Consider the following 23,282-nt stretch of genomic DNA (forward strand, 5'->3'; position numbering starts at 1 on the left):
CCCGGGCGGCAATCGCGGCCACGCCGAGTACCAGCGGGATGCGCACCAGCGGGTCGAATTTATGCACATTGCGCAGCGCGGCCAACGGCCCGTCGAGCGCGTCGAGGTACCACGCGGCATGCGTGCCCATAACAGTCACGCCCACTAGTAGCATGACACCCCACAGACGCGGCAGGCGGGCCAGGCCCACCAGGCCCAAGGCGGCAACGGCCACGGTGACAAGCACGAAGACCGGCTCGGTGGCCAGCTCGTTGCCGGCAACGCGCTCGGTATCCACAAAGGGCGCCCAGCTGGTGGTGCCGCGCAGAATTTCCGCCAGGTTGAGCCAGCGTGTGGTCACGCCAGCGGACTCGATGAATTCCGTAAAGGGCGGGGCATAGCGGCCCAGGATAAGCAGCGGGGTAATCCACCACGCGGATACCGCCGCGCACCCAGCGAGCCAGGCCAGGCCGGCCTTGCCCGCGCGCCGCCACAGCAGAATCACACCCGCCGGTAGGCAAGCCGCCAGCGTGGCCGTGGCATTGACCGCGCCCATGCACGCCACCGCCACCACCGAGGGCGCGGCATCCCGCCAACACAGGCGGCCCGGCCGCAAGAAGGGCAGCAGCACCCAGGGTGCCAGCATGACCGGCCAGGTCTCCGAGGAAATCGCACCCAGCGTGGTCAGCGTGCGCGGGGAGAGCGCATAGAGGAGGCTGCCCATCAGTGCGGCATAGCGAGGGGCGGCGGGAAGTACCGTGTGGGTCAAGCGGAAGAAGCCCAGAAAGCCCACCGCCAGGACCAGGAACCACCAGGCGCGCTGCGCTATCCAATCCGGCAGCGGGTCCGCCAGCAAGAAGAACAAGCCCTGCGGGAAGAGGTAGCCATAGGCCTGGTTTTGCAGCTGGCCTAGCGTGAAAGTATCGGTATAAGCATGCAGCGCGCCGCGCAAAAAATGCCCCGGGTTGGCCACCAGATCGTGCTTGGTATCAGCAGCGGTCAGCCCCCACGGCTGCAGAAGAACCACGAGGGCTAAAAAGAAAAGCCCCCCGATGCGTGCGCGCACGCTTACTCGCGGGAGCCGTACTCCGGCCCGCCCATCACGGCGTCGGAGGCCTTGACGGAGTTATCGTTCGGCACGGCATCTGCCTGCGAGAATTGGGCAATGCCCAGGATGGTCACGACTCCCAACGCCACGCCGACGACCGCGCTGCCCAGGGCCGGGCCCAGGGTGCGCTTGTTGAGGGAATCGCTGTCGAATGCCATGGCGCCAGATTCTAGCAGCTAAAAGCTGCCTTTAGGAGTCGCTTTCTTCCGCGTCGTCCTCTTCATCGTTCTCCGGCGGCACGATGAAGACCGGCAGGCCCGCATTGCGCACGATGTACTCCGCCGTGGAATTGGTCCACAGCGAGCGGAAGCCGGTGAGCGCGCGGGTGCCGGTGACGATGACGTCGATGTTGAGTTCTTGGGCGGCGTCGACAATCGCGCTCTGAATCGTCGTTACGGATTCCACCAGGTGGGCATGGCCCCGCAGCCCCAAGGTCTCCGCCTTGGCGATGCCCTGGCGGCAGATGGCGAGGGCCTCCTCGTAGGCCGGATCGTCCTCCACGCTGTCCGGCGAGACCGTGGATTGGTGCAGCCCGGTGCGGCTGACGGCGCGGGCAGCCTGGCGCGCGGACGGCTCCCAGGCGGTGAGGATTTCGACGTCGGTGGGGCGCAGGAGCCGCGCGGCGTACTCGAGGGCGCGGTCGGCGCGGTCGGAGCCGTCATAGGCAATGAGCATGGTCTCTCCGTTATTCATGTGGCCATCCTAACAACCAGGTGTTGCCCGTGCGGGTGCTTCAGGCACACTGGTGGGCATGAGAAAAGCAATGCCTGCCCTCCTGTTGAGTGCTAGCTGTGCGCTGAGCGCGTGTAGCGAGGAGCCTGCGCTTTCCGACGCCCCGCCCAGCGAAACCAGTGCCCCGCCCACTAGCGCCGCGTCGGGGGACTCGACACCGCAGGATGCTGCGCCCGAGGACGTCCGCGCCCGCGCCGCCGCCAAACTCATGCCGCCGGCGCTGAACTATGACGATGCCCGCGCGAAGCTGGAAGCCGGCGTGGGCGGGCTCTTCATCCCGAGCTGGGCTGATCCAGAGCTGCTCAGCGATGGCCCGCGGGGAGTGAACGCTTTGCGCGAGGAGATGGGCCGCGACTTCGAGGTGTCCATCGACTTCGAGGGCGGGCGCGTGCAGCGCTTTTCCGAAATCTTGGGCGACTACCCCTCCCCGCAGGCCATGGCGGAGGGCCATAGCCCAGAAGAGGTCGAGGCCCTAGCCACGGAAATCGGGCACAGCCTGCGCGCCCACGGCGTGACGGTGGACTTCGCCCCGGTGCTCGACGTGGATGGGGGAGACCTGGAGGTCGTCGGCGACCGCGCCTTCTCCACCGACCCGGAGGCCGCCGGCGAGTATGGCGCGGCCTTTGCCCGCGGGCTGCAGGCTGCCGGCGTGAAGGCCGTGTTCAAGCACTTCCCCGGCCACGGGCGCGCCTCCGGGGACACGCACCTGGGTGAGGCCGTTACCCCGCCCCTGGAAGAATTGCATGGCCACGAATTCGTGCCTTTCCACACGGCAATCCCGCAAGCTCCGGACGCGGCTCTCATGATGGGGCACCTCGTGGTTCCAGGCCTCGGCGATGAACCCGCTTCCCTCAACCCGCGGGCCTACCAGCTAGCCCGCGAGGAGCTGGGCTTCGAGGGCACGATTTACACCGATGACCTGGGAGGAATGGCTTCTATCTCGGAGAACTTCAGCGTGCCGGAGGCCGTGGCCGCAGCCCTCGAAGCCGGGGCCGATATGCCGCTGTGGTCCACCGATGAGGACATCAACGCGGTCATCGACGCGGCCGTGGAAGTCGTGGCCCAGCAGGAGGGTAACTAGTAAAAACTAGCTGGCAGGCGTTAATCTCGTACACGTGAAAAAGGCAATCGGACATAGGCAGCAGCGACGCAAGGGGCTTCATGTCACCCTTGGTGTCCTCGTCGGCCTCCTACTCATCGCCGGCATCGCCTATGCGTGGGACGTGATGGCCAACCAGCACAAGGTTCCGCGCGCGACGTCGGTCGGCGGCGTGGACATCTCCCGTATGGAGCGCACCGCTGCGGTGGAGAAGCTGGAGCAGGAACTCGGGGATGTCGCGGCCCAGCCCGTGGATATCCGCGCCGGGGAGAAAAGCTCGCAGCTTATCCCTCAAGATGCTGGCCTGAGCCTGAATTATCAGAAGGCCGTCGACGGCATTCCTGACGCCTCCCTGAACCCCTTCTCGCGCCTGTACAGCTTCATCAAGCCCACCCAGGAAATCCCTGTCGCCGTGGACATCGATGAAGGCCAGCTCTCCGGCCAGCTCGAGCGCGTCGGCAACGAGCTGAAGATCGAACCGGAGGACGGAAACCTGGAGCTTATCGACGGCTCCCTCAAGGAGACCAAACCCAAGCTCGGCCAGGCAGTCGAAGAGGGGGAGCTGCACGAGGGTGTGGTCAAGCACTGGCTCGACCCCGAGGGCGTCGAGGTTGAGCCAATGGTGGTGGAGCCGCAGATTAATGATGAAGCGATTGAAGCCATGCGCACCGGGGATGCCGCCCGCGCGCTGGATAACCCGCTGACCCTGAAGGGCGAGAACAACACCGCCGGCACCCTGCGCAAGCCGGAGATTTCCCAGTTCGTCTCCATCGCCGCCGAAGACGGCGAGCTGCGCCTCAAGGTGGACAAGAACCGCGCGCGCGAGCTTTTCCAAGAGCGCATGCAAGGCTCCGAGGTGCCCGGCACCAACGCCAAGATTTCCTTCAGCGGCAACGACAAGCAGATCACGCCCTCGGTGGATGGCTCCATCATCGACTGGGAGAAGACCCTCGAGGGCTTCGAGGACCGTGTGAGCAGCGAGGACGACCGCGAATGGGATGCCGATTACAAGCCGGACCCCGCAGACTTCACCACGGAAATGGCAGAGAAGGCCACCTTCGATGAGACCGTGTCCGAGTTTTCTACCGGCGGTTTCTCCGGGGCCTCCGGCACCAATATCCGCCTGGTGGCCCAGGAGGTCAACGGTGCCGTGGTCAACCCGGGTGAGACCTTCTCCCTCAACGGCTACACCGGCCCGCGCGGTACCGCGCAGGGCTATGTGGAATCCGGCATCATCATCGACGGCCACGCGGGCAAGGCCGTGGGCGGCGGCATCTCTCAGTTCGCCACCACCTTGTACAACGCGGCCTACTTCGCCGGCATGGAGGACGTGGCACACACCCCGCACTCCTATTACATTTCGCGCTACCCGGCTGGCCGCGAGGCCACCGTGTACGAAGGCGCAATTGACCTGCAGTTTAAGAACACCTCCAACCACCCGGTGCGCATCGAAACCAGCTTTGGTGACGAGATCACCGTGCGCTTCAAGGGCGTGAAGACGGTTGACGTCGAATCCATCAACAACGGCCGCTGGGCCAAGACCGAGCCGCAGCGCAAGTCGGTGAGCGAGGACTGCTCGCCGTCGTCTGGCGCGCCGGGCTTTACGACGTCCGATACCCGCGTGATCAAGGATCTGTCCGGCAAGGAAATCTCCCGGGAGACCACCACCACGGTGTACGATCCGCAGCCCATCGTTACCTGCGGTTAAGCCATGACGCGGCCGATGCACACTGCGGTGAAGGATCCGGCGGACGTCGATCAGCTGGCCCAGCACCCAGTGAAGTTTGCTCGCGTCGCCGGCCTATTCGCCGCGCACCGCGGCACGCTGCTGCTGGTGGTAGCGCTCATCATCGCCACCTCCGGGCTGACGGTGGTGCAGCCCTTCCTGGTGCGCCGCACCGTGGATGAGGCCATTCCCGAACACGACACCGCGCTGCTGCTGTGGCTCGTCGGCGGCATGCTGGCCATCACGGTGGTGTCTCAGGCCATCGGCGTCATCCAGTCCTTTCTGTCCGCGCGGGTGGGGCACACCATCATGCACGAGCTGCGCACGCAGGTCTTTGCCAACCTGCAGCGCCAGTCCCTGCAGTTCTTTACCAACAACCGCGGCGGTGAGATTCAATCGCGCCTGACCAATGACATCGCGGCGATGCGCGGCATGGTGACCACCACTGCGACGTCTGTGGCCAGTAACCTCACCATGACGGTGGCCACGCTGGTGGCGATGGTGGCCCTCTCGCCGACCCTCTCGTTGCTGTCCTTGCTGGTGCTGCCGCCTGCAGTGTGGCTCACGCGCCGCGCCGCCGTGCTGCGCCGCAGCCTCATGGAGAAAAACAGCCGCGCGCAGGCAACACTGCAACAGACCATTTCGGAGAACCTGTCCGTCTCCGGCATGCGCCTGGCCACCACGTTGGGAGCGCAGGATCGCGTCTACGACGGGTTTGAGAAGACCTCCCGCTCCCTCATCCGACTGGAGCTGGAGTCTCAGCTGGCCGGGCGCTGGCGCATGGCGCTGACCCAAATCATCTTCGGCGTGATGCCGGCGCTGATTTACCTGGTTGCCGGCCTGCGCCCGGGGATTACGATTGGCACGCTCATCGCCTTTTCGACTCTGCAGACCCAGATCTTCCGCCCCATTACTGGCCTTCTCAACGTGGGCGCGCAGTGGGTGGCGTCGATGGCGCTGTTCAGCCGCATCTTCGAGTACCTGGACCTGGAGCTGGAGCTCAAGGAGTCCACCGAGCCCGCCCAGCTTGCCGACGCCTCCCTCACCCTCCAGCACGTTTCCTTCCGCTACCCAGGCACCGACACCGACGCGCTTTCCGACGTCTCCCTTTCCATCCCTGCCCACACCACCACCGCACTTGTGGGGCATACAGGCTCCGGTAAATCCACGGTGGCCGCGCTTCTGGCCCGTTTGGCCGACCCAACTGAAGGCGCCGTGCTCTTAGGCGGGGTCGACCTGCGTGACATTCCGCCGGAGCAGCGCGCGGAGGTCATTGGCGTGGTCTCCCAGGAGACCTACCTGATTCACGGCACGGTGCGGGAGAACCTCCTCTTCGCGCAGCCGAATGCGAGTGAGGAACAGATGTGGGCGGCGCTTAACGCCGCGCGCGTGGACGAGGTCATCGCCGCGCTGCCGGAAGGTCTGGACACAGTGGTGGGCTCGCGCGGCTACCGCTTCTCCGGCGGTGAGCAGCAGCGCCTTTCGCTTGCCCGCACGTTGCTGCGCCAACCACGGGTGCTCATCTTGGATGAGGCCACCTCCGCCCTCGACAACGAGACGGAGCGCGCCATCCAGGAGGCAGTGCTTGGCGCGGATGCTACCCGCTTGGTCATCGCCCACCGCCTGTCCACTATCCGCGATGCCGACCAGATCATCGTCCTCGACGCTGGCCGCGTGGTCGAGCGCGGCACCCACGCCGAGCTGCTTGCGTGCGGCGGTGCCTATGCGGCGCTTCTTCGTGCTGTCGACGAGGCTCAGAGTACGTAGAGAGCTCTTGTCAGGAATCTTAACGCTATTAACTCTTTGGTACGTGGGCTGTTGAAGGCTGAGAATCTAAATGAGTTCAGGGTACCTTGAGCGCTCTTGGTGACGCTTCCTTTTATGGGTCATCAAAGGGGATGTTCTACCTGGTGGTATTGGCAGCATATATGGTTCGTTTCGTCGTCGTTGGAAGGTGCTCTCTGGGAAGCTACTCTCCTGCGTGAAGCTTGCATTCTATGTAACGGGTGTAAAATCGAGCAGGCTTACCCCCTTAAAGGGGTAATGTGTTCAGTTTCACACAAAACTAGATGACGTCTCGAAAGCATTAGTTGAACTGCAGAAGGAGTCTTCACGTTTGGGTGGACCGTGCGGATTCTTGAGAAGTTTAGCCGGTTTTGCGGGGGAGGAGCTTTAGTCGGGGACTTTGCCCAACACGCTGGGGTAGAATCTAGTTATGTAATCCACAGGCTATCGTTAGTTAAGGTTGGGGCCTGCGTAGACGTTTCAACCTGAAAACTACTCTCGGCAGGCGAAAGATACTTAGCAACGAGTCAGGTCATGGTGCGTGAACCGTGGGGAATGGATTGCACACAGCCAATGAGGCGCGGTGCCTCATTTCAGAACTCGTGTAAAGGACCAGTTTCCGTGAACAAGATCTCTCGTACCGCTCGTTCGGTTACTTTCGCTGCCGTCGTTGGCCTCTCTATGGGTATCTCCGCTCCGGGGGCCCTGGCGCAAGACGGTGCTGTCGATGCACAGCCTGCTGCTGAGCAGGGCGCCGTGAACAAGGCAAACATCAATTTCAACCAAAAGGGCTCTATCACCCTCTTCAAGAAGAAGGGTGCTGAGTCTGGTACTGCAGCTACCGGTCAAAAGATGGAAGGCGTTCCGGGCGAACCGCTCGCTGGCGTCACCTACAAGATCACCAAGCTCGATTACGATCTGCAGAACGGTGATTGGGCGACGTTCCCGAAGACCGCTGCTGACGTCAAGGACGACAAGAAGACTGCGGAAACCAAGGAAGAAACCACCGGCACTGATGGCAAGGCAGCTTTCACTGATCTGCCTTTGGGCATCTACTTGGTAGAGGAAACTAACGCTCCGGACGGCATCGTTGCCGGCGCTCCGTTCATCGTGTCGGTGCCGATGGTTAACAAGGCATCGGATGCCTGGAACTACGACGTCATCGCGTACCCGAAGAACACGGAAACCACGACCAAGAAGACTGTCAAGGATGCAGATCAGAACATCCAGGACGCGTACACCTACACCATCAACGCGGATGCTCCGACCTGGGGTGCGGGTAAGAGCCTGACCGCCTTCCGCTTCGAGGATCAGCTGGACCAGCGTTTGGACTTCCAGAAGGTCACCGAGGTCAAGGCTGGAGAGACCGATCTGGGTGCCGGTGACTACGAGGTCAACAATCCGGCTGAGAACGGAAACAAGCTCGTCGTTAAGCTGACCGACCAGGGCCTTGCCAAGGTCAAGTCCGGTGCCAAGATGTCCCTGACCTTCGAGGTAAAGCGCAAGGAGGTTGGCGACACCACTGAGTTGAAGAACCAGGCTGATGTCATCTTCAATAACCCGAACACCGGCAAGGAAGTCAAGAACAAGACCAACGAGGTCGTGACCTACCACGGCAAGCTGAAGGTCGTGAAGAAGGACGGCAAGGAAGCCGGCAAGGTTCTGGAAGGCGCAGAGTTCGAGCTCTACCAGTGCACCTCGGCCTCTGACCTGGGTTCCCAAATCAAGATTGGTGAAGTAGGTAAGTGGACCACCGGCGCCGACGGTACCTTCACTATCGATGGCCTGCATGTCACTGACTTCGCAGACAACGCACAGGTCACTGACGCGAAGAAGTTCTGCCTGAGGGAGACCAAGGCTCCGGCTGGCTACGCCAAGCTGGACAAGCCGGTGGAGATCAACTTCACCCGCAAGGACATCGCAGCTACCGGAGAAGGTGATGACGCGGTGACTCTGGTTGCTAACGTTGACAACGTCAAGCAGGATACCCCGAACCTGCCGATGACCGGTGGTGCCGGTGTGGGCATCCTGGCTGCTATTGGCGCAGCAATTGTTGCTGCTGGTGCTTGGTTCGCTCGTCGTACCGCGCGCAACTAATAGCCGGGCGTAGTTCCGGTGGCGCAGACTGTCCATGATGGTCTGCGCTGCGGGTCGGGTAATCAAAATATGGTGCTCGACCCAGTGAGGGGACTGGGCTAGGTATAGACTTCAGTCCCCTTCATTCTCTTTCGTTGTAATCCCGGTCGCGCTGCGCTAGCGCGTGGGGCATTGTTTTGGGTGGTGCGGGTCGTTGACTACGGTGGTAGGCCAAAATGCAGGCCGACGGCACAGGCGCCGTGGAGGCCTAGTCCTTCCGGCGGTAATCGTTGTCGTTGGGTTGTTGGTGATGCTGTACCCAGTGGTCTCGACCGCATGGAACAATTGGAACGCCTCAAGAGTGGCGCAGGAATATGCGCGACTGGATAAAGAGACACCGGCGCAGGTGCAGGATTCGGTGTGGGATGCTGCACATGCATACAACGAAGAACATACGTCGGGTCCGATCTTGGATCCGTGGCTGAACCGTATCGGGGTAGACAATCCCGACTATGAGGCTTATTTGAAGCAGTTGGGTGAGACCGAAGCGATGGCCCGCCTCGTGTTCCCAGCAGTAGACGTTGATCTTCCGGTGTTTCATGGCACCGCAGATAAGACACTGCAGCGTGGTTTGGGGCATTTGTATGGTTCTGACCTGCCGGTCGGTGGATCAGGAACCCATTCCGTCATTACGGGGCATACGGGTCTGGCAAATTCGACGATGTTTGATCACCTCGACTCTGCCACCGAGGGAGATGTGTTCTATATCCAGGTTGCTGGCCACAAATTGAAGTACGTCGTAGACGACATTCAAGTTGTGCTGCCGAGCGAGGTAGATGGCCTACGGCCAGTCGCTGATCAGGATTACGTCACACTGATTACGTGCACCCCGTACGGGATCAACACGCATCGCTTGCTGGTGCGTGGCCATCAGGTTCCTATGGAGCCTGGGGAGGAGTCGGTGTTTGAAAACTCCCATGGTCCGGGCTGGCAATGGTGGATGTACGCGCTGTTGGCTGCGGTGATTGTCATTGGGTGTTGGCTGGTGTGGTGGCTGCGTCGCCAGAAGGCGGCTACCGGGGTGCAAGAAGTTATTAATAAGGAAAGTAGCGTGCGGGAGTAAGGCGATGAAGAGGTTGACAAATGCATGGTCGGCCCGAGTGGTTGCCGTCGGAGTAGCGTGTGCGGTTGCGTTCGCAGGGCCGGGCGTCGTTGCTGCAGAAGCGGTGCAGGTTGCCGGGCAGCAGTCCACTGGTGCGGAACGCACTTCGGCTACGGATACAGTGACAATTCGGCTGACACAAGGCAATCCCAACGACGATGGCCAGGCGCCCTCGGGAAAAATCCAAGGTGTCACAATTCATCTGGACCGGCTTGCCGGCTTGGACCCGACCAACGCTGACGACGCAGCCCGCGTACGGAACGCGAATCTCGACGAGGTTCGTGATTGGCGCACCGATGTGCACGTGGATCTGGTCACCAATGCCAATGGCGAGGTGACGTTTGATGGTCTAGCTCATGGCTTCTATGTGGTGACGTCTACAGCGCCGGATGATTCTTACCGAGAGATAAACCCGTTTGTGGTGGCGGTTCCATTCCACACGGTGGTAGATAACCCGAAACCAGTACCAGGAGTGATTGTGGCCAAGACCCACAAACCGGGTGAAACGCCGACGCCGCCGACGACCCCCACGGCCCCGACAACCCCGAATACTCCATCGACAACCTCGAGTACTCCGCGGACAACGCCAAAGTTTCCGCCGGTGTTCCCTCCGTTGATTCCCCCGGTTCCACCGACGAAGCCAGGAGAGACTCCGCACGAGCCTGGGACAACGCCACCTAACAACCCGGAATCTGGTACAAACACAACTTCAGATTCCCCGAACCGTTCGCAAGGGAATGGCGGCTCATTGGCAATGACCGGTGCAGAAGTACTCGGTGTGGTTGCCGCAGCGATGGTGTTGATCGCCACTGGTTTCGTGATGATTGCCTTTAGTCGCAGGAAGAATTCAGAAAGCGAGGGACGCTAATGTCCTGGACAGATGCTCACCCGGCCGAGCCGGTAGTGTACCGCTGGCGAGCTTTTGCGGCGTTCATTGCTGCACTGGCTCTCATTGTTGGTGTTGCTGCACCGGCTGCTCTGCCCGGAATCGTTGGTGCCGTCGCCGAAGCACAAACCACGGCTCTGCGCACCGAGCTCGATTCTGCAGACCAGCTGAGCCTGACTGCTGGCGACTCCGCAACATTTGAAGGCCACTTTGTTGACGCCGGAACCGTGGAGGAGTTGGAGTTCACTGTTGAGACTGCAGGACTGGAGTTCGAAGGCTCGGCCTACACACTGACTATCGACGGCGAAGAGATCCCCGTCCGCGAAGGAGACAACCTCGTTGTAAAATCAACCAGCTCTTCAGTGACTTTCCGAATCACTGGCCTTTCTACTGACGTGCCAGCAGGAGCAGCTTTCTCATTGAAGACCCCAGCGGTCGCAGAGGATTCCGAACTTAGTGGGATGTCCGTCGATGTGCGGGGAGTAGCCGAGGAGACGCCCAGCACGTCTTCAACGGAATCCAGCGAAACCCCAGAAGCTCCTTCGGAAGTGACTGAGCCGCTGGAAATTGCTGACGTTGACGAGGCTCCAGCTCGCCTGATGGCAGCACCGAACATTACCCCGTACGCTGCAGGCGACCGAACCATCACGATGCAAAACGATGGTTACGTGCTCAAGGGAAGCCGCTATATCCCGAACTTTAAGATTCCGGCCGGTGAGCTTTTTGGCGGCCAGCTGTCCATTCCGCAAGGCACGGTGGTTACCCTCAAATCCAGCGTTAACAGTTATTTATCGACTAACCCTGATGACCTGACGATCTATTACACCGGTGCCAACGGAGGTTGGTATGAGGCGAAGGTGACCTACAAAAGGATTAGCGCCAAGGAATACCAAGTCATCCTGCCGCAGATTACTATTGGTGGCACCGCACAGATTCAGTTTAAGGGTGTTCACCGCGGGCCAGCCGATACAGTGTTTACAGCTTCCTTCACCGTTCCTGCGAAAGAGGAGTGCCAAGATCCGGTTACAAGCAGACAGCCAAAGCGCGATCTCACCCCAGCTGAATTTGCCGACGGTAGCCCTGTCTACGTTGTAACCAGTGAACCTAAGGATCTTCGCCGAGACACTTCCATTCTGAGCCGTCAAGTCAACCAAGGCCGAGACTTTCGCCAGGTGGGAGAGTCCACTCCCTGGGTGTACAATGCTCTAGCCTTTGATTCGAGTGATAACTGGCTTTATGCGGTAAGCCAGATTCGCGGTCAAAATGGTGATCCCTGCTACCCTGCAGGAAATCTCCTGCAGATCAATCCGGCAACCGGTGAAGTATATAATCTTGGGCCTATTTTAAAGGCCGGAAGTACCGGTACCCCGTTTGAAAAGAGCGGCGACCGGGATCTCCTCAACGCTGGCGTGTACACCAGCGAGGGATTCTTTGTGGGCAACACGTCCACTTCTGGTAGCCGTCACCTTTATAAGGTCGACGTCGACAAAGTCACGGCTCAACGCGTGCTAGGAAGCCAGAAGTCCTACTCGGAGGACTGGGCGGTGCTCCCGCAAGCCCAGAAGTATATGTGGGGTTTCCAGAGTAAGGCTCAGGCAGGCGACAAGCTTATCCTTGAACGCTTTGACACACAGACCGGCGACATCAGGACCTGGGATCTCACCGGCATCAAGACCTTGGATGGGCGCACGATCTCGAACCCCTCTGCTTCTTGGGGCAAGGCGTGGACCTACTCCAATGGAAACCTGGGTTTTGGCTCGGGTAGTGCGAATGCGAATCAGCTGGGCTTTGAGCTAAAGATCACCAACCCAGATGATGATAGCCCGAAGTTCGAGCTGGTCAACATAATGAACAACCTGCCTGCTTCATTTAACACGGACGCGGCCTCCGACCTAGTTCCGCCGCCGCCAGCGCTGCAATCAAACATTGCGGTGAAGAAGCAACGCTCCGAGACCAAGGTGGTGGACGGTGAGGTGCGGACTTTTTGGACTATCTCCGTGGAAAACACTACGGACAATGCCAGCTCGGGTGGTACGTTCTGGGAATACCTACCAACGGATACTCACTATGGTGTGAACGCTACCGACCCCACGGCAAAGTTTGAGGGCTTTGGTCCGGGATCTACCGTGGTCAACGGCAGTGGTCCGGGGCCCAATGAGATCAAACCTGAGAGCGGCATTTACGCCGGGATGGACGTGCCGTCAGCCACAAGTGGTGAGGTGGGGTACATGAAGGGTTACGTGGGTACCCTTCCCGGACACGCGAAGGTAGAGTATGTCGTCTCTGCGCCGGTGCGAACGGATAAATACGGCAACCTCAAGACGGTGTGTAGCCCGAACAAAGTGGCTTTCCAAGCCACTGATGGTGAGGCCGGTAGCGACAACGTTGCTACTGAAGCCTGCTTCAGCAAGGTTGCTGTCGACAGTGCACCGCAACCTGTTCCTGGTGCGGCGAATGAATATACCGCGAAGTACAACGTCGTAGTAGCCGCCCCGGATGCTCCCGGCTTCGACACCAATGAGGTGATCTACGGAAAGCTGACGGATACCCCGAAGTTCGTTGGTGCCGCCACGGTTACTGGGGCCACTGTGGTCTTCAAGGACGAGTTCAACAAGACCAGCCAGCCGCAGTCGTACCAGGGGGCCGGTCCGTATGAACTCAACAAGAACGACACTCCAAAGATCATTAAGCCCAAGGGCGTCAATGGAAGCTCCGGGCAGCACGTCTACGAGGTGACGGTGCGCTTCAAGCTGGATCGAACCAAATTGAATAGCACATCCGTCCCTGCCGGGTACCCGAGTCAGCCTGCCGGTAACTCCCGCTGCTACACCAAGGATGGCCTACATGAACCCAACTTTGGCCTCATGAACGAGGCAGAGATGGGCGGTTGGAAAGACACCTCTTGTATCCCGCTGGAGACCAAGCAGATGGATGTCCTGCTTGAAAAGGTTAGCTATGATCCAGCCGCGCCGGACAAGATTCAAACCGACGAGTTGCTCGGTGGCGCGCAGTTCACCGTCCATCGCGGTGATGCTGACGGAAAGCTGAAGCTAAACGCGGATGGCAGCGTCAACACTGATGCTAACCCTGTGGTGAAGCAGTCCACGACCACCACCACGGGCCGTGTGAAGCTCGAAGGTTTGGACGCCCCTGGCGTTTATTACCTCATCGAGACCAAGGCGCCGAACGGCTATAACCTGCTGCCCGCGCCGATCAAGTTCTCCACGGACTGGGATAAGGATGGCAATGCAGTCATCAAGGTGCTCTCTGGAGGGACCGCGATCACCAGTAATAGGTGCGCTGAGTCTGACACCGCTGACAATTGCGTGAAGAAGATCGGCGTCCTTCAGGTCGCTGACATCACCAAGGGTGCGCTGCCCAAGACCGGTGGTGAAGGCGTAGGCCTGTGGGCTCTCGCTGGTGCCGCTATTGTCGCGGCAGGGTGCCTTGCCTTGCGACGTCGCCCGGCATAGAACCAGCGCTTGCAGCTACTTTTAGAAAAGGCCCGCTCTTCCAACAACCAGGGAAGGGCGGGCCTTATTGCATATTCATTGTCGGTTAGGAGTCCTGCGGGTCGTCGTCAAGCACGGCGTCCTTAGCGTTGCTGACATATTTGCGCCACCAGTAGATGAGTAGAAGCATGATGATGGCTGCGGCAGCCAGAATGGCCCACATCCACCACTGCCAGTGCACACCCGAGCTGTTGAATGCGGCCTCGTCTTTCGGATCCATCGGCACTCGGTGGCCGGTGACGAGCAAGCGGTGGGTATTTACGCCGTAGGGAGTACAGGTGATGAGCGTAACGAGGTCTTGGCCCGGTACGCGGTGGAGCGAGCTGGTGTCCGCAGGCTCGACGACCCGAATATCGTGTACCTCGTATTTGAGCTTCTCACCGCCGGCGGCGATGTAGAAGGCATCCCCCTTCTTGACCTTGGTGAGGTTGTCCCACAGCGTGGCATTTTGTAGGCCTGTGTGGGCGGAAAGTGCTGCGTGCCGACCCTCGCCCTCACCTACGCCGCCGACGGGTAGGTCCGTGCCGTAGAGGTGGCCCGCACCGCGGGAGAGTGCCTTCTCCGACGTGCCGTGATAAATAGGCAGATCAGAATCGATGGAAGGGATGACGATGCGGCCCATGGCATCGGTCTCAGACAATACCGACAGGTACTGGCGGTATCGCTGGTACTCGGGGGAGTCTTCGTCATCGGTGGTGGTCCAAGCGTCGTCGATGCTGATCTGGCCCAACCCGGCGTTGTAGGCTTGTGCTTCCTCCCACGCGGTGTGCAGAACCTCAGGCGGGGCTTGTTTTTCGAGCTTCGCGTACTCTTCCGCGGCGCGGGACTGGTTGTAGTTGTTCCATTGCGTGGCTACGACGGGGTAGAGCAGGACGCCAAGGCCGACGAGAATCAGGATCAACGCGATGATGGCGTTGTGGTTGGTGCCTTTTTTCTTGGGTGCGTCGGTGATTCCCGCTGGTTCGTTCTTGCCCATTGTGTCCTGCCTGTGTGGAGTCTGTTGCCGCGCACCCTTGAGTTGACGTGGGGCGCTTGAAGAGATTTTTAGAAGCTCAGACTAGGGAAGGTGCAGTCCTGAGAGAAACCATATCTGTTCCTAGTCGCCGATAACGAAACACAGAGCTTCATACTGATTCAGAATGGCCTCATCGATAGTTAGGATTTGATCTATCGCACGAAGTTCGCGGAGTTCATCGATTGTGCGGGGCGCAAGATCTTGAAGTATATGCTCACGCTCAGAGCGAAGCTCCGCTGTGGTTTTCGGCGTGAAGATAGGGGCTGTCATGGTCCATCCTGCAGGTATGAAATTAGTCCATGAGCTGGAAAGATAAGTGGAGCCGACGACGGGAATCGAACCCGCGCCAGCAGCTTGGGAAGCTGCAGTTCTACCATTAAACTACGTCGGCGCAATGCAGAATGTGCATCGTCATAAAGCTTAGCACCGCCGCCGCCCGAGGCCATAAAAGGCCCAGTGGGGAGGTAGACTATCAACCGTGCTTCTTTCTGATCGTGATATCCGTGCCGCCATCGCCGCTGATGCTCCCGAGCGTTTGAGCATCGAGCCTTTCGACGCCAAGATGGTCCAGCCATCATCCATCGATGTGCGCCTAGACAAGTTCTTCCGCGTCTTTAATAACTCGCGCTACACGCATATCGACCCCAAGCAGGAGATGCCGGACCTCACCAGCGAGGTGGAGGTGGCCGAGGGCGATGCCTTCGTCCTGCACCCAGGTGAGTTTGTACTGGGCGCCACGCTGGAGAAGTTCACTTTGCCAGCGAACCTGGCGGGTCGCTTGGAGGGCAAGTCTTCCCTGGGGCGCCTAGGTCTGCTGACGCACTCCACGGCGGGCTTCATCGATCCGGGCTTCTCCGGGCACATCACGCTCGAGCTGTCCAACACCGCTAACCTGCCCATTTCTTTGTGGCCGGGGATGAAGGTGGGCCAGTTGGCCATCTTTAAGATGTCCTCGCCGGCGGAGGCGCCGTACGGCTCCGGCGTGCTGGGCTCGAAGTACCAAGGCCAGCGCGGGCCAACACCGTCGAAGTCCTATCTGAACTTCCGCTAAACATTCTGCACCTCGTCGGGCAAGCAGGCACAGGAGCGCCTAAAATAGCCGGTTATGCGTATGACTGTTATTGGTACCGGCTACCTAGGTGCGACACACGCCGCCTGTATGGCGGAGCTCGGCCACGAGGTACTCGGTGTAGATGTTGATGAAAACAAGATTGAAGCTCTGAAGGGCGGCCGCGTGCCGTTCTACGAGCCTGGCCTGCCGGAGGTACTCGAGCGCAACATCGAGGCCGGCCGCCTAGATTTTTCCACCAGCTATGATGACGCCGCGGAGTTCGCCAACGTGCACTTCCTCGGCGTCGGCACCCCGCAGGCCCACGGCTCCTATGCCGCGGATCTCACCTACGTGGAGTCCGTCATCACGGAGCTCGTACCGCGCCTTAAGGGCGAGCACATCATCTTCGGCAAATCCACCGTCCCGGTAGGCACCGCGGCGCGGCTGCAGGAGATGGCCGATGAACTGGCCCCAGAGGGCACCAGCGTGGAGATTGCCTGGAACCCGGAGTTCCTGCGCGAGGGATACGCGGTCAAGGACACCATCACCCCGGACCGTATCGTCCTCGGCGTCGGCGAGGCAGGGCTCGCCGACGGTGTAAGTAACGTCGAAGAGGTTGCCCGCGAGGTCTATGCCCAGCCACTGGCACAGAACACCCCGTTCATCGTGACCGACTTGCAGACCGCCGAGCTGGTCAAGGTCTCCGCTAACGCCTTTTTGGCCACCAAGATTTCCTTCATCAACGCCGTGTCTGAAATCTGCGAGATTGCAGGGGCGGACGTCGTCAAGCTTGCCGACGCCATCGGCTACGACGAGCGCATCGGCCGCAAATTCCTCGGCGCGGGCTTAGGCTTCGGCGGCGGCTGCCTGCCCAAGGACATCCGCGCCTTCATGGCACGCGCCGGTGAGCTCGGCGCCGACCAAGCCCTGACCTTCCTGCGCGAGGTCGACGCCATCAACATGCGCCGCCGCGACCGCGTCGTGGACCTGGCCAAGCAGGCTTTCGACGGCTCCCTCCTCGGCCACCGCGTCACCGTGCTGGGCTGCGCTTTTAAGCCCAACTCCGATGACGTCCGCGATTCGCCGGCGCTGTCCGTGGCCGGTTCGCTCTCCCTGGCCGGTGCCGCCGTGACGGTCTATGACCCGCAAGGTATGGAGAACGCCAAGAAGGTGTTCCCGACGTTGAACTACGCGGCGTCGGCAAGCGCGGCACTCAAGGACACCGAGCTGGTCATCCTCGCCACCGAGTGGCAGGAATTCCGCGACCTCGACCCGGCGGAAGCCGGTGAGCTCGTGGCCCGCCGCCACATCATCGACGGCCGCAACGTGCTCAACGTCGATGCTTGGCGCGCTGCGGGCTGGAACGTCGAAGCGCTTGGTCGCGTCCTTCCGGCACAGTAAACGCCGCAATCACGGTGGTCAGCGGCACCGCGAGTGTCAAGGCCATCGCACCCAGCAGGGAACGCAGAACCTCCGTGGCGACGAGGTCGCTGGAGAGGATCTGCAGGGCTGGGCGCTGTGCCGCCGTGATGAGCATGAGCAGCGGCAGGGCCGCGCCGGTATAGGTCAGCACGATGGTGTACACCATGGAGGCGATATGGTCGCGGCCCACCTTCATGGCTGACATGAAAAGCGCGCCGGGCCCGGCTGTGGGGTCGGCGGCGTTGAGCTCGCGCACGGTGGAGGCCTGCGCCACCGCGATATCGTTGAGGCTGCCTAATGCGCCCACAATGAACCCACACAGCAGCACTCCCACGACGGAAACCCCCGGCATGTAGAGCAGCAGCTTGAGGTTATCCTCCGAGCTGGAACCCGTCAGTGCCGTGCTGCTTATCGACGCCCACCCCAACGCCCCCGACAACGCCAGCGCCACCAATGCTCCTCCCAGGGCGGAGGCGGATTTCCAGTTCACGCCGTGCACGAGAGGAACGGCGAGGAAAAGGATGGCCGCGCAGGTAACGAGCGCCAGCGGCAGCGCCGAATGGCCCTCGATGAGGGAGGGGATGAGGTAGAAGAAGACGATTGCCAAGCTGATTACAAGACCCACCAATGCGCGCAGTCCGTGCCAAGCGGCGAAGCCGACGATGACAAGGGCCGCGATGATAGCCCACAACGCAAGGTTTCCATTGCGCTGAAAATCAGCGAAGGCATAGGTGCCGTCGCTGGAAACTGTCAGAATTACCTCGTCACCGGGGTGGAGGGTCGGGTCACTGGCCACGCCATAGAATACGAGCTGCGTCTTGCGGCCTGCGTCTGCGCCGGAGGTCAGGTCAATGAGGGCGCGGGAGCAGGAGGTGTCGTCGCCCTCGGCGGGGATGAGCGGGGCTTCGTCGAAAGCCCGGCCGGCATGGGGATCGCTGCAAAGATGATGATCGATGCGGTCGACGGTTCCGGTCACCTGTGGCTGATTGAGCGCATAGGTAGCGAAGAAATCGGCGCTGGTGTGCTCGGATGGCGGGGTGGTGGGGCGTAGTAGAAACAAACCCGCAAGCGTTATCAGGGCGGAGAGGCTAAGAAAACTGATGAGCCCAGTACGCCACGGATTCAGGTTAGTCATGCCTATCATTGTGAATGAGTTTCATTAAAAAGAAAACTAATGATGACACGATCAACAAGTTATCCACAGGCTGGCGGCGGCGCCGTTGTGCGGTGCGGGTGGGGCGTTTAGCGTTGCTGGCATGAACCTTGTGGAAGCGCATCTTCGCAGCCAGGCGGCGGGCATCGAGCTCGTCGCCGGCGTTGCGGGGCTCAGCTTCGAGCAGCTTCGGGTGTGGGGTCCGGAGTCTGCGGCACGCTCTCTGCTGGCGCTTTTCGACGTCTACTTTGCCTCCACCTCCTTCACCCGCAAACAGGCGCGTGCCGTTTCGGCCGCCCGTGCCAATGGGCACGACCTGCCCACGCTGTTGCTCATTGAGCGCTTCGCAGGAAGGCTGAAGAAACAGCACCAGGCGTGGGATCTGCGCATTGAGCTGTGCGGAATCGCTGGCGATGAGAAGGCCGTGGCCCGCTATGCGCGCAAGCGCATTCGCGAGCTCAGCCCGCCGCCCGCGCCGAAGCCGGGAGTGACAATTCGCCGGGGAAAGGAGCTATCCAAGCTCACGCTCACGGCTCCGGCTGCACTCATCGAGGACCTGCGGCCCAATATCGATGAGGAGGATCCTGTGGGTTCCTTCACGGCCGCGTTTCGCGAGGGCCGCCTCGCCCGCCCCGTTGCCCAGACCCTCGCCGTCATGGAGCTTCCCGAGTACGCCACAATCTTGGGACGCTTGGGCGACCCGTCCACCCCGCGCCCCGATTCCGCGGATCCTGCTTCCGCCGCTCCAATAGCCCCAAATTCTCCTTCGGACCAGCCCACTATCAGTAGCTGCGCCGACGAGTCTCAGGACAACGCAGCCCCAGACCTCGGGGATATAGTGATTCAGCTATCCAACGGCGCCAAGATCACGGGCAAAGAGCTCATCGAGCGCGAGCTCGCCGAAGAAGGCCTCGTCATGATTGTTGACCGCGTCAAAGGCCCCGTGGAACTCCACCGCACCCAGCGCGTCGCCTCGGAGAAGCAGCGCATCATGGCCTGCGGTGAGCAACCCACCTGCGCCTGGGATCGCTGCCTGTGCGGCGCCGATTATTCCCAGATACACCACATCACAGAATGGAGACACGGCGGCGAAACGAACCCCGAGAACCTCACTCCGCTGTGCAAATACCACAACGCCATCAACGGCTTGCCGGGTCGCGGCCGCATTGTGCGCGAAAACGGCAAGATTAAATGGGTACCGGCCGGCCCCCGCGATCCGCGGGAACCGGCCCACCCGCATCGCGCGCCGCGCGCCCAGCGCATCCGCGAACACGAGACAGCCGGCACGGGCCATGGATTCGCCCCTCCCCGCAAACCCGCCACGCCGCCGACACGTTCCGAGCCGGGAAGCCCCGCTCCGCCCGACCGCTAGTGCTTGAGGCAAGGGGGCGCGCACGCTTTTGAACCGAGCGCGCCTCTTTGCTCCTGCCCGATTGTGGGAAGCCTAGTTGTCAGTAGTGTGCAGTGCTACTGGCGGTAGCTCACCAGGAAGTTGCCGAGCCGCTCAATCGCGTTCTCCAGCTGCGAAGCCCACGGCAGCGTGACCACGCGGAAGTGATCCGGCGTAGGCCAGTTGAAGCCGGTGCCCTGCACCATGAGGATCTTCTCGGCGCGCAGGATGTCGAGCATGAGCTTCGCGTCATCGTGAATCTCATACACCTCCGGGTCCAGGCGCGGGAAGCAATACAGCGCGCCCATCGGCTTCGTTACGGACACGCCCGGAATCTCATTGAGCTTCTCGTAGGCAATGTTGCGCTGCTTGAGCAAGCGCCCGCCCTCACCGGTGAGCTCATAAATCGACTGCCGCCCACCAAGCGCGACCTGAATTGCGTGCTGCGCCGGCACATTCGGGCATAGGCGCGTGCCCGCCAGCAAATCCAGACCCTCAATGAAACCGCGGGCATGGGACTTCGGGCCCGTCAGCACCATCCAGCCGGCGCGGTAGCCGGCCACGCGGTAGGCCTTCGACAGGCCATTAAACGTGATCGTCAGCAAGTCCGGCGCCAGGGAGGCAATCGAAATGTGCTTCGCGCCGTCATAAAGAATGCGGTCATAAATCTCATCCGCCAGAATCAGCAGATTGTATTCGCGTGCTACCTCAACGATTTTCTGCAGCGTTTCACGCGAGTACACAGCACCCGTCGGGTTATTCGGATTAATGACCACAATGGCCTTGGTCTTCTCCGTTACTTTCGCGCGAATATCTTCAATGGACGGATTCCAATCATCCTCCTCATCGCACAGATAGTGCACAGGTGTGCCACCCGCCAGCGACGTCGCCGCCGTCCACAGGGGGTAGTCAGGGGCGGGGATGAGAACCTCGTCGCCGTCGTCAAGCAGCGCCTGTGTCACCATCGAAATCAGCTCGGAGACGCCGTTGCCCAAGTACACGTCATTGACGTCGAAGCTGGGGAAATCCTCCAGCTCATAGCGGGTCACAATCGCGCGCCGCGCCGGGATAATACCCTTCGACGTGGAGTAGCCCTGCGAGGTCGGCAGCGCCGCAATCATGTCGCGCATGATGACATCCGGCGCATCGAAACCAAACACCGCCGGGTTGCCGGTGTTGAGCTTCAGAATGCTGTGCCCGTCGAGCTCCATGTGCTCGGCTTCCGTGGAAACCTCGCCGCGAATATCGTAGGCAACGCCCTGTAGTTTGGTGGATTGATCAAAAATCCGGTTGTGAGTCATGCCGGATATGTTACTTCTGGTTCCACTCTTCCAGCTTGCGTTTGGCCAGATTCATCGCATCCCCGGTAATTTCACTTGCTTGGCGACGCCTCTCCGCCCACTGCGCCTGCTCCAACGCCCGCATCTGCGCGCGTTCTTCGGCGCCCGCGGCCTTAAGCTCGCGCATGCGCTGGCGCTCAATCTGCCGCGCTGAGGGCAGGTGCCAAGACTCCGGGCCCACCTTGGCCACGTACAGCATGATCCACAACGCGGGGATGAGGAAAAGCAGGCCGGTGCCGGTGAGTGCGGCGGTGGCGCCGGACAGGGTGCCGAAGGATGCGATCGCTCCGAAAAGGAGCCCGAGGGAGCCAACCAGTGCGGTGGCCAAGCGGGGTTTCCGGGTTGACTGGTAGGCGCGCGCGACGTCGCCCTGGGAGTAAATCTTCAGCTCGCTGCTGGCCTTGGTGGGGATATCCATGAAGACTTCTGCCAGCTCGCGGCGGGTAGTGGCGCGCATGACGGCGTCGGTGCGGTCCTCAAACTCATCCATGGTCAGACGGCCTTCACCCAGCGCCTGGGCGAGGTCGTTGACGGCGTCGGTCCGTTCGGCGTCGGAAAGCCGCATGCTGAAGGGATTAGTCACGCCCTATATTCTATCAGCCCTTTTCTTCCGCCTTTTCGCGCACGAGGCCGGAGAGGAACGGGAAGATTGCGACGGTGAGGGCACCGCCGGCGATGAAGATCGAGGCCATTTCTGTATCGACGATGCCCGAACCCACCGCAAGCGTCATCACCGCCACGATGATGGGCAGGCCGGTCGCCGCGTAAAGGGCCACCTGGATGCGCTCGCGGGTGGTTTCGACGTCGGAGCCGGTCTGGTGGATGTTCTCGCGCAGGAACACCGGCAGGCCGCGGGTGACCAAGATGAGCAGCGGAATGCCGAGGACCTTGAGGGGTTCGTCCACGATGACTTTCCAGTCAATCGCCATGCCAGAGACCACGAAGAAGACGGGGATGAGCATGGAATAAAACACCACGTCGAGGCGGTTCTCCAAGCCCTTATGAAACTCGTCGGGCACGATGCGGTTCAAGATGATGCCCGCCGCGAAGGCACCCAGCACGATATCGAGCTCAAAGACCGCCGTGACCGCCATGAGAATCGCCAGAATCAAAATGATGAGGCGCATGATGGTTTGGTTAGTGGAGCCCGCCCCGGAGATGAATGCTTCCTTGAACCACGGCATGAGGGTGGTTATGGCAAAAGGCATGACAGCGACAGCCACGGCAATCGCGATGAAAGCGAGAAGAATCAGCATCGTTGCCCAGGTGGAGCGCGTTCCCAAAAGGAGCGCCATCGCGGTAATCGGCGCGACCTCACCGATGGCGCCGTGGATGACCACGGAATCGCCTACCCGCGTGCCAAGCAGCTTGTCCTGTTTGAGCATCGGCGTGATGGTGCCCAGGGCCGTCGACGTCAAAGCAATTGCCATGACGATGGCGCCGGGGATGTCGTCCATGAGGAAGTAGGCACCAACACCACACACCACCATGCAGATGAGCCAGGTGGAGAGCCCCGTCGCGGCTTCTTTCGACTTCAGGGTGGCGAGGTCAATTTCAAAGCCCGCAAGCAGGAACAGCGCGCCAACGCCGAGTTCCTTGAGCATCCCGATGCCGGGGTCCTCATTTGCTAGGTCCAACATCGATGGGCCGATGAGCATGCCGAAGAAAATCAGCAGCGCCACGGCCGGCATCTTCTTGCCCAGGGCATGAGACACCAACGGCGCCAGCAGCGCCACCGCCATAATCCATGCGAAGGACACCAGCGAGTTGGTGTAGTTGGTCTCGCCCGAGGCGAGGACGTAGGTCACGTCAGATTGCATGGAGTAGAGCGTACCTGTGCGATATA

18 protein-coding genes and 1 tRNA gene are annotated in these 23,282 nt (G+C 60.9%); 10 read left to right on the plus strand and 9 right to left on the minus strand.

Annotated elements, in window-relative coordinates; genetic code table 11:
• The 3 genes from HMPREF3009_RS12435 to HMPREF3009_RS12445 form a co-directional block, all read right to left on the minus strand.
• Nucleotides 1-1,045: alpha-(1->3)-arabinofuranosyltransferase domain-containing protein (locus tag HMPREF3009_RS12435; RefSeq protein ID WP_118783650.1), on the minus strand; the 1,045-nt coding region annotated here is incomplete at its 3' end.
• Between the two features lie 2 nt (nt 1,046-1,047).
• Entirely contained in the window at nt 1,048-1,245 is a 198-nt protein-coding gene (locus tag HMPREF3009_RS12440) for a DUF2613 domain-containing protein (RefSeq protein ID WP_010188604.1), read from the minus strand.
• Between the two features lie 31 nt (nt 1,246-1,276).
• Entirely contained in the window at nt 1,277-1,780 is a 504-nt protein-coding gene (locus tag HMPREF3009_RS12445) for a universal stress protein (RefSeq protein ID WP_070682299.1), read from the minus strand.
• Between the two features lie 58 nt (nt 1,781-1,838).
• Here HMPREF3009_RS12445 and HMPREF3009_RS12450 point away from each other — a divergent pair, with 58 nt between their 5' ends.
• From HMPREF3009_RS12450 to HMPREF3009_RS12475, 7 genes are all read left to right on the plus strand, one after another.
• Nucleotides 1,839-2,900: a glycoside hydrolase family 3 N-terminal domain-containing protein gene (locus tag HMPREF3009_RS12450; RefSeq protein ID WP_070682303.1), complete on the plus strand. Its 1,062-nt coding sequence runs from the start codon at nt 1,839-1,841 to the stop codon at nt 2,898-2,900.
• Between the two features lie 34 nt (nt 2,901-2,934).
• Nucleotides 2,935-4,626, plus strand: coding sequence for a VanW family protein (locus HMPREF3009_RS12455; protein WP_070682306.1), 1,692 nt, complete (start codon nt 2,935-2,937; stop codon nt 4,624-4,626).
• 3 nt (nt 4,627-4,629) lie between these two features.
• Complete coding sequence (locus HMPREF3009_RS12460) at nt 4,630-6,411, plus strand: ABC transporter ATP-binding protein (protein ID WP_070682308.1); 1,782 nt, start codon at nt 4,630-4,632, stop codon at nt 6,409-6,411.
• A 639-nt stretch (nt 6,412-7,050) separates the two neighbouring features.
• A complete protein-coding gene (locus tag HMPREF3009_RS12465) occupies nt 7,051-8,526 on the plus strand; it encodes a SpaH/EbpB family LPXTG-anchored major pilin (RefSeq protein ID WP_070682311.1) in 1,476 nt (491 codons plus the stop codon).
• Between the two features lie 193 nt (nt 8,527-8,719).
• The gene (locus tag HMPREF3009_RS12470) at nt 8,720-9,628 is read left to right on the plus strand and encodes a class C sortase (RefSeq protein ID WP_049378962.1); all 909 of its coding nucleotides are present in this window, start codon (nt 8,720-8,722) and stop codon (nt 9,626-9,628) included.
• 4 nt (nt 9,629-9,632) lie between these two features.
• Nucleotides 9,633-10,535, plus strand: coding sequence for a prealbumin-like fold domain-containing protein (locus HMPREF3009_RS13195; protein ID WP_083312751.1), 903 nt, complete (start codon nt 9,633-9,635; stop codon nt 10,533-10,535).
• Nucleotides 10,535-14,026, plus strand: coding sequence for a prealbumin-like fold domain-containing protein (locus HMPREF3009_RS12475; RefSeq protein WP_070682314.1), 3,492 nt, complete (start codon nt 10,535-10,537; stop codon nt 14,024-14,026). Before HMPREF3009_RS13195 ends, HMPREF3009_RS12475 begins: the two co-directional genes overlap by 1 nt.
• A gap of 85 nt (nt 14,027-14,111) precedes the next feature.
• Here HMPREF3009_RS12475 and HMPREF3009_RS12480 read toward each other — a convergent pair whose 3' ends face one another.
• Both HMPREF3009_RS12480 and HMPREF3009_RS12490 read right to left on the minus strand, forming a co-directional pair.
• Nucleotides 14,112-15,041 (minus strand): class C sortase, encoded by a 930-nt coding sequence (locus HMPREF3009_RS12480; protein ID WP_070682316.1) that lies wholly within the window; start codon nt 15,039-15,041, stop codon nt 14,112-14,114.
• A 356-nt stretch (nt 15,042-15,397) separates the two neighbouring features.
• Nucleotides 15,398-15,471, minus strand: a tRNA-Gly gene (locus HMPREF3009_RS12490).
• Between the two features lie 87 nt (nt 15,472-15,558).
• On the opposite strand from HMPREF3009_RS12490, the gene dcd reads away from it, so the two are divergent.
• A complete protein-coding gene (dcd, locus tag HMPREF3009_RS12495) occupies nt 15,559-16,131 on the plus strand; it encodes a dCTP deaminase (protein WP_070682319.1) in 573 nt (190 codons plus the stop codon).
• Between the two features lie 54 nt (nt 16,132-16,185).
• A complete protein-coding gene (locus HMPREF3009_RS12500; RefSeq protein ID WP_070682324.1) occupies nt 16,186-17,532 on the plus strand; it encodes a UDP-glucose dehydrogenase family protein in 1,347 nt (448 codons plus the stop codon).
• Here the strand turns inward: HMPREF3009_RS12500 and HMPREF3009_RS12505 are convergent.
• Nucleotides 17,462-18,688: a YibE/F family protein gene (locus HMPREF3009_RS12505; RefSeq protein ID WP_070682327.1), complete on the minus strand. Its 1,227-nt coding sequence runs from the start codon at nt 18,686-18,688 to the stop codon at nt 17,462-17,464. The genes HMPREF3009_RS12500 and HMPREF3009_RS12505 overlap by 71 nt on opposite strands.
• Nucleotides 18,689-18,809: 121 nt before the next feature.
• Between HMPREF3009_RS12505 and HMPREF3009_RS12510 the strand changes: the two genes are divergently transcribed.
• Nucleotides 18,810-20,078 carry an HNH endonuclease signature motif containing protein gene (locus HMPREF3009_RS12510; RefSeq protein ID WP_070682330.1) on the plus strand — a complete coding sequence of 423 codons (1,269 nt, stop codon included), beginning with the start codon at nt 18,810-18,812 and terminating at the stop codon, nt 20,076-20,078.
• Nucleotides 20,079-20,173: 95 nt separating this feature from the next.
• Here the strand turns inward: HMPREF3009_RS12510 and HMPREF3009_RS12515 are convergent, their stop codons facing one another.
• Genes HMPREF3009_RS12515 through HMPREF3009_RS12525 form a run of 3 tightly spaced genes read right to left on the minus strand, consistent with a single transcriptional unit; the run spans nt 20,174 to nt 23,256 of the window.
• Entirely contained in the window at nt 20,174-21,397 is a 1,224-nt protein-coding gene (locus HMPREF3009_RS12515; RefSeq protein WP_070682334.1) for a pyridoxal phosphate-dependent aminotransferase, read from the minus strand.
• 10 nt (nt 21,398-21,407) lie between these two features.
• Nucleotides 21,408-22,019: a DUF1707 SHOCT-like domain-containing protein gene (locus tag HMPREF3009_RS12520; RefSeq protein WP_232761141.1), complete on the minus strand. Its 612-nt coding sequence runs from the start codon at nt 22,017-22,019 to the stop codon at nt 21,408-21,410.
• Between the two features lie 13 nt (nt 22,020-22,032).
• A complete protein-coding gene (locus HMPREF3009_RS12525) occupies nt 22,033-23,256 on the minus strand; it encodes a cation:proton antiporter (protein WP_070510984.1) in 1,224 nt (407 codons plus the stop codon).
• Nucleotides 23,257-23,282: the final 26 nt, after the last annotated feature.

Source organism: Corynebacterium sp. HMSC034H07, from assembly GCF_001815175.1.
GTDB lineage: Bacteria > Actinomycetota > Actinomycetes > Mycobacteriales > Mycobacteriaceae > Corynebacterium > Corynebacterium hiratae.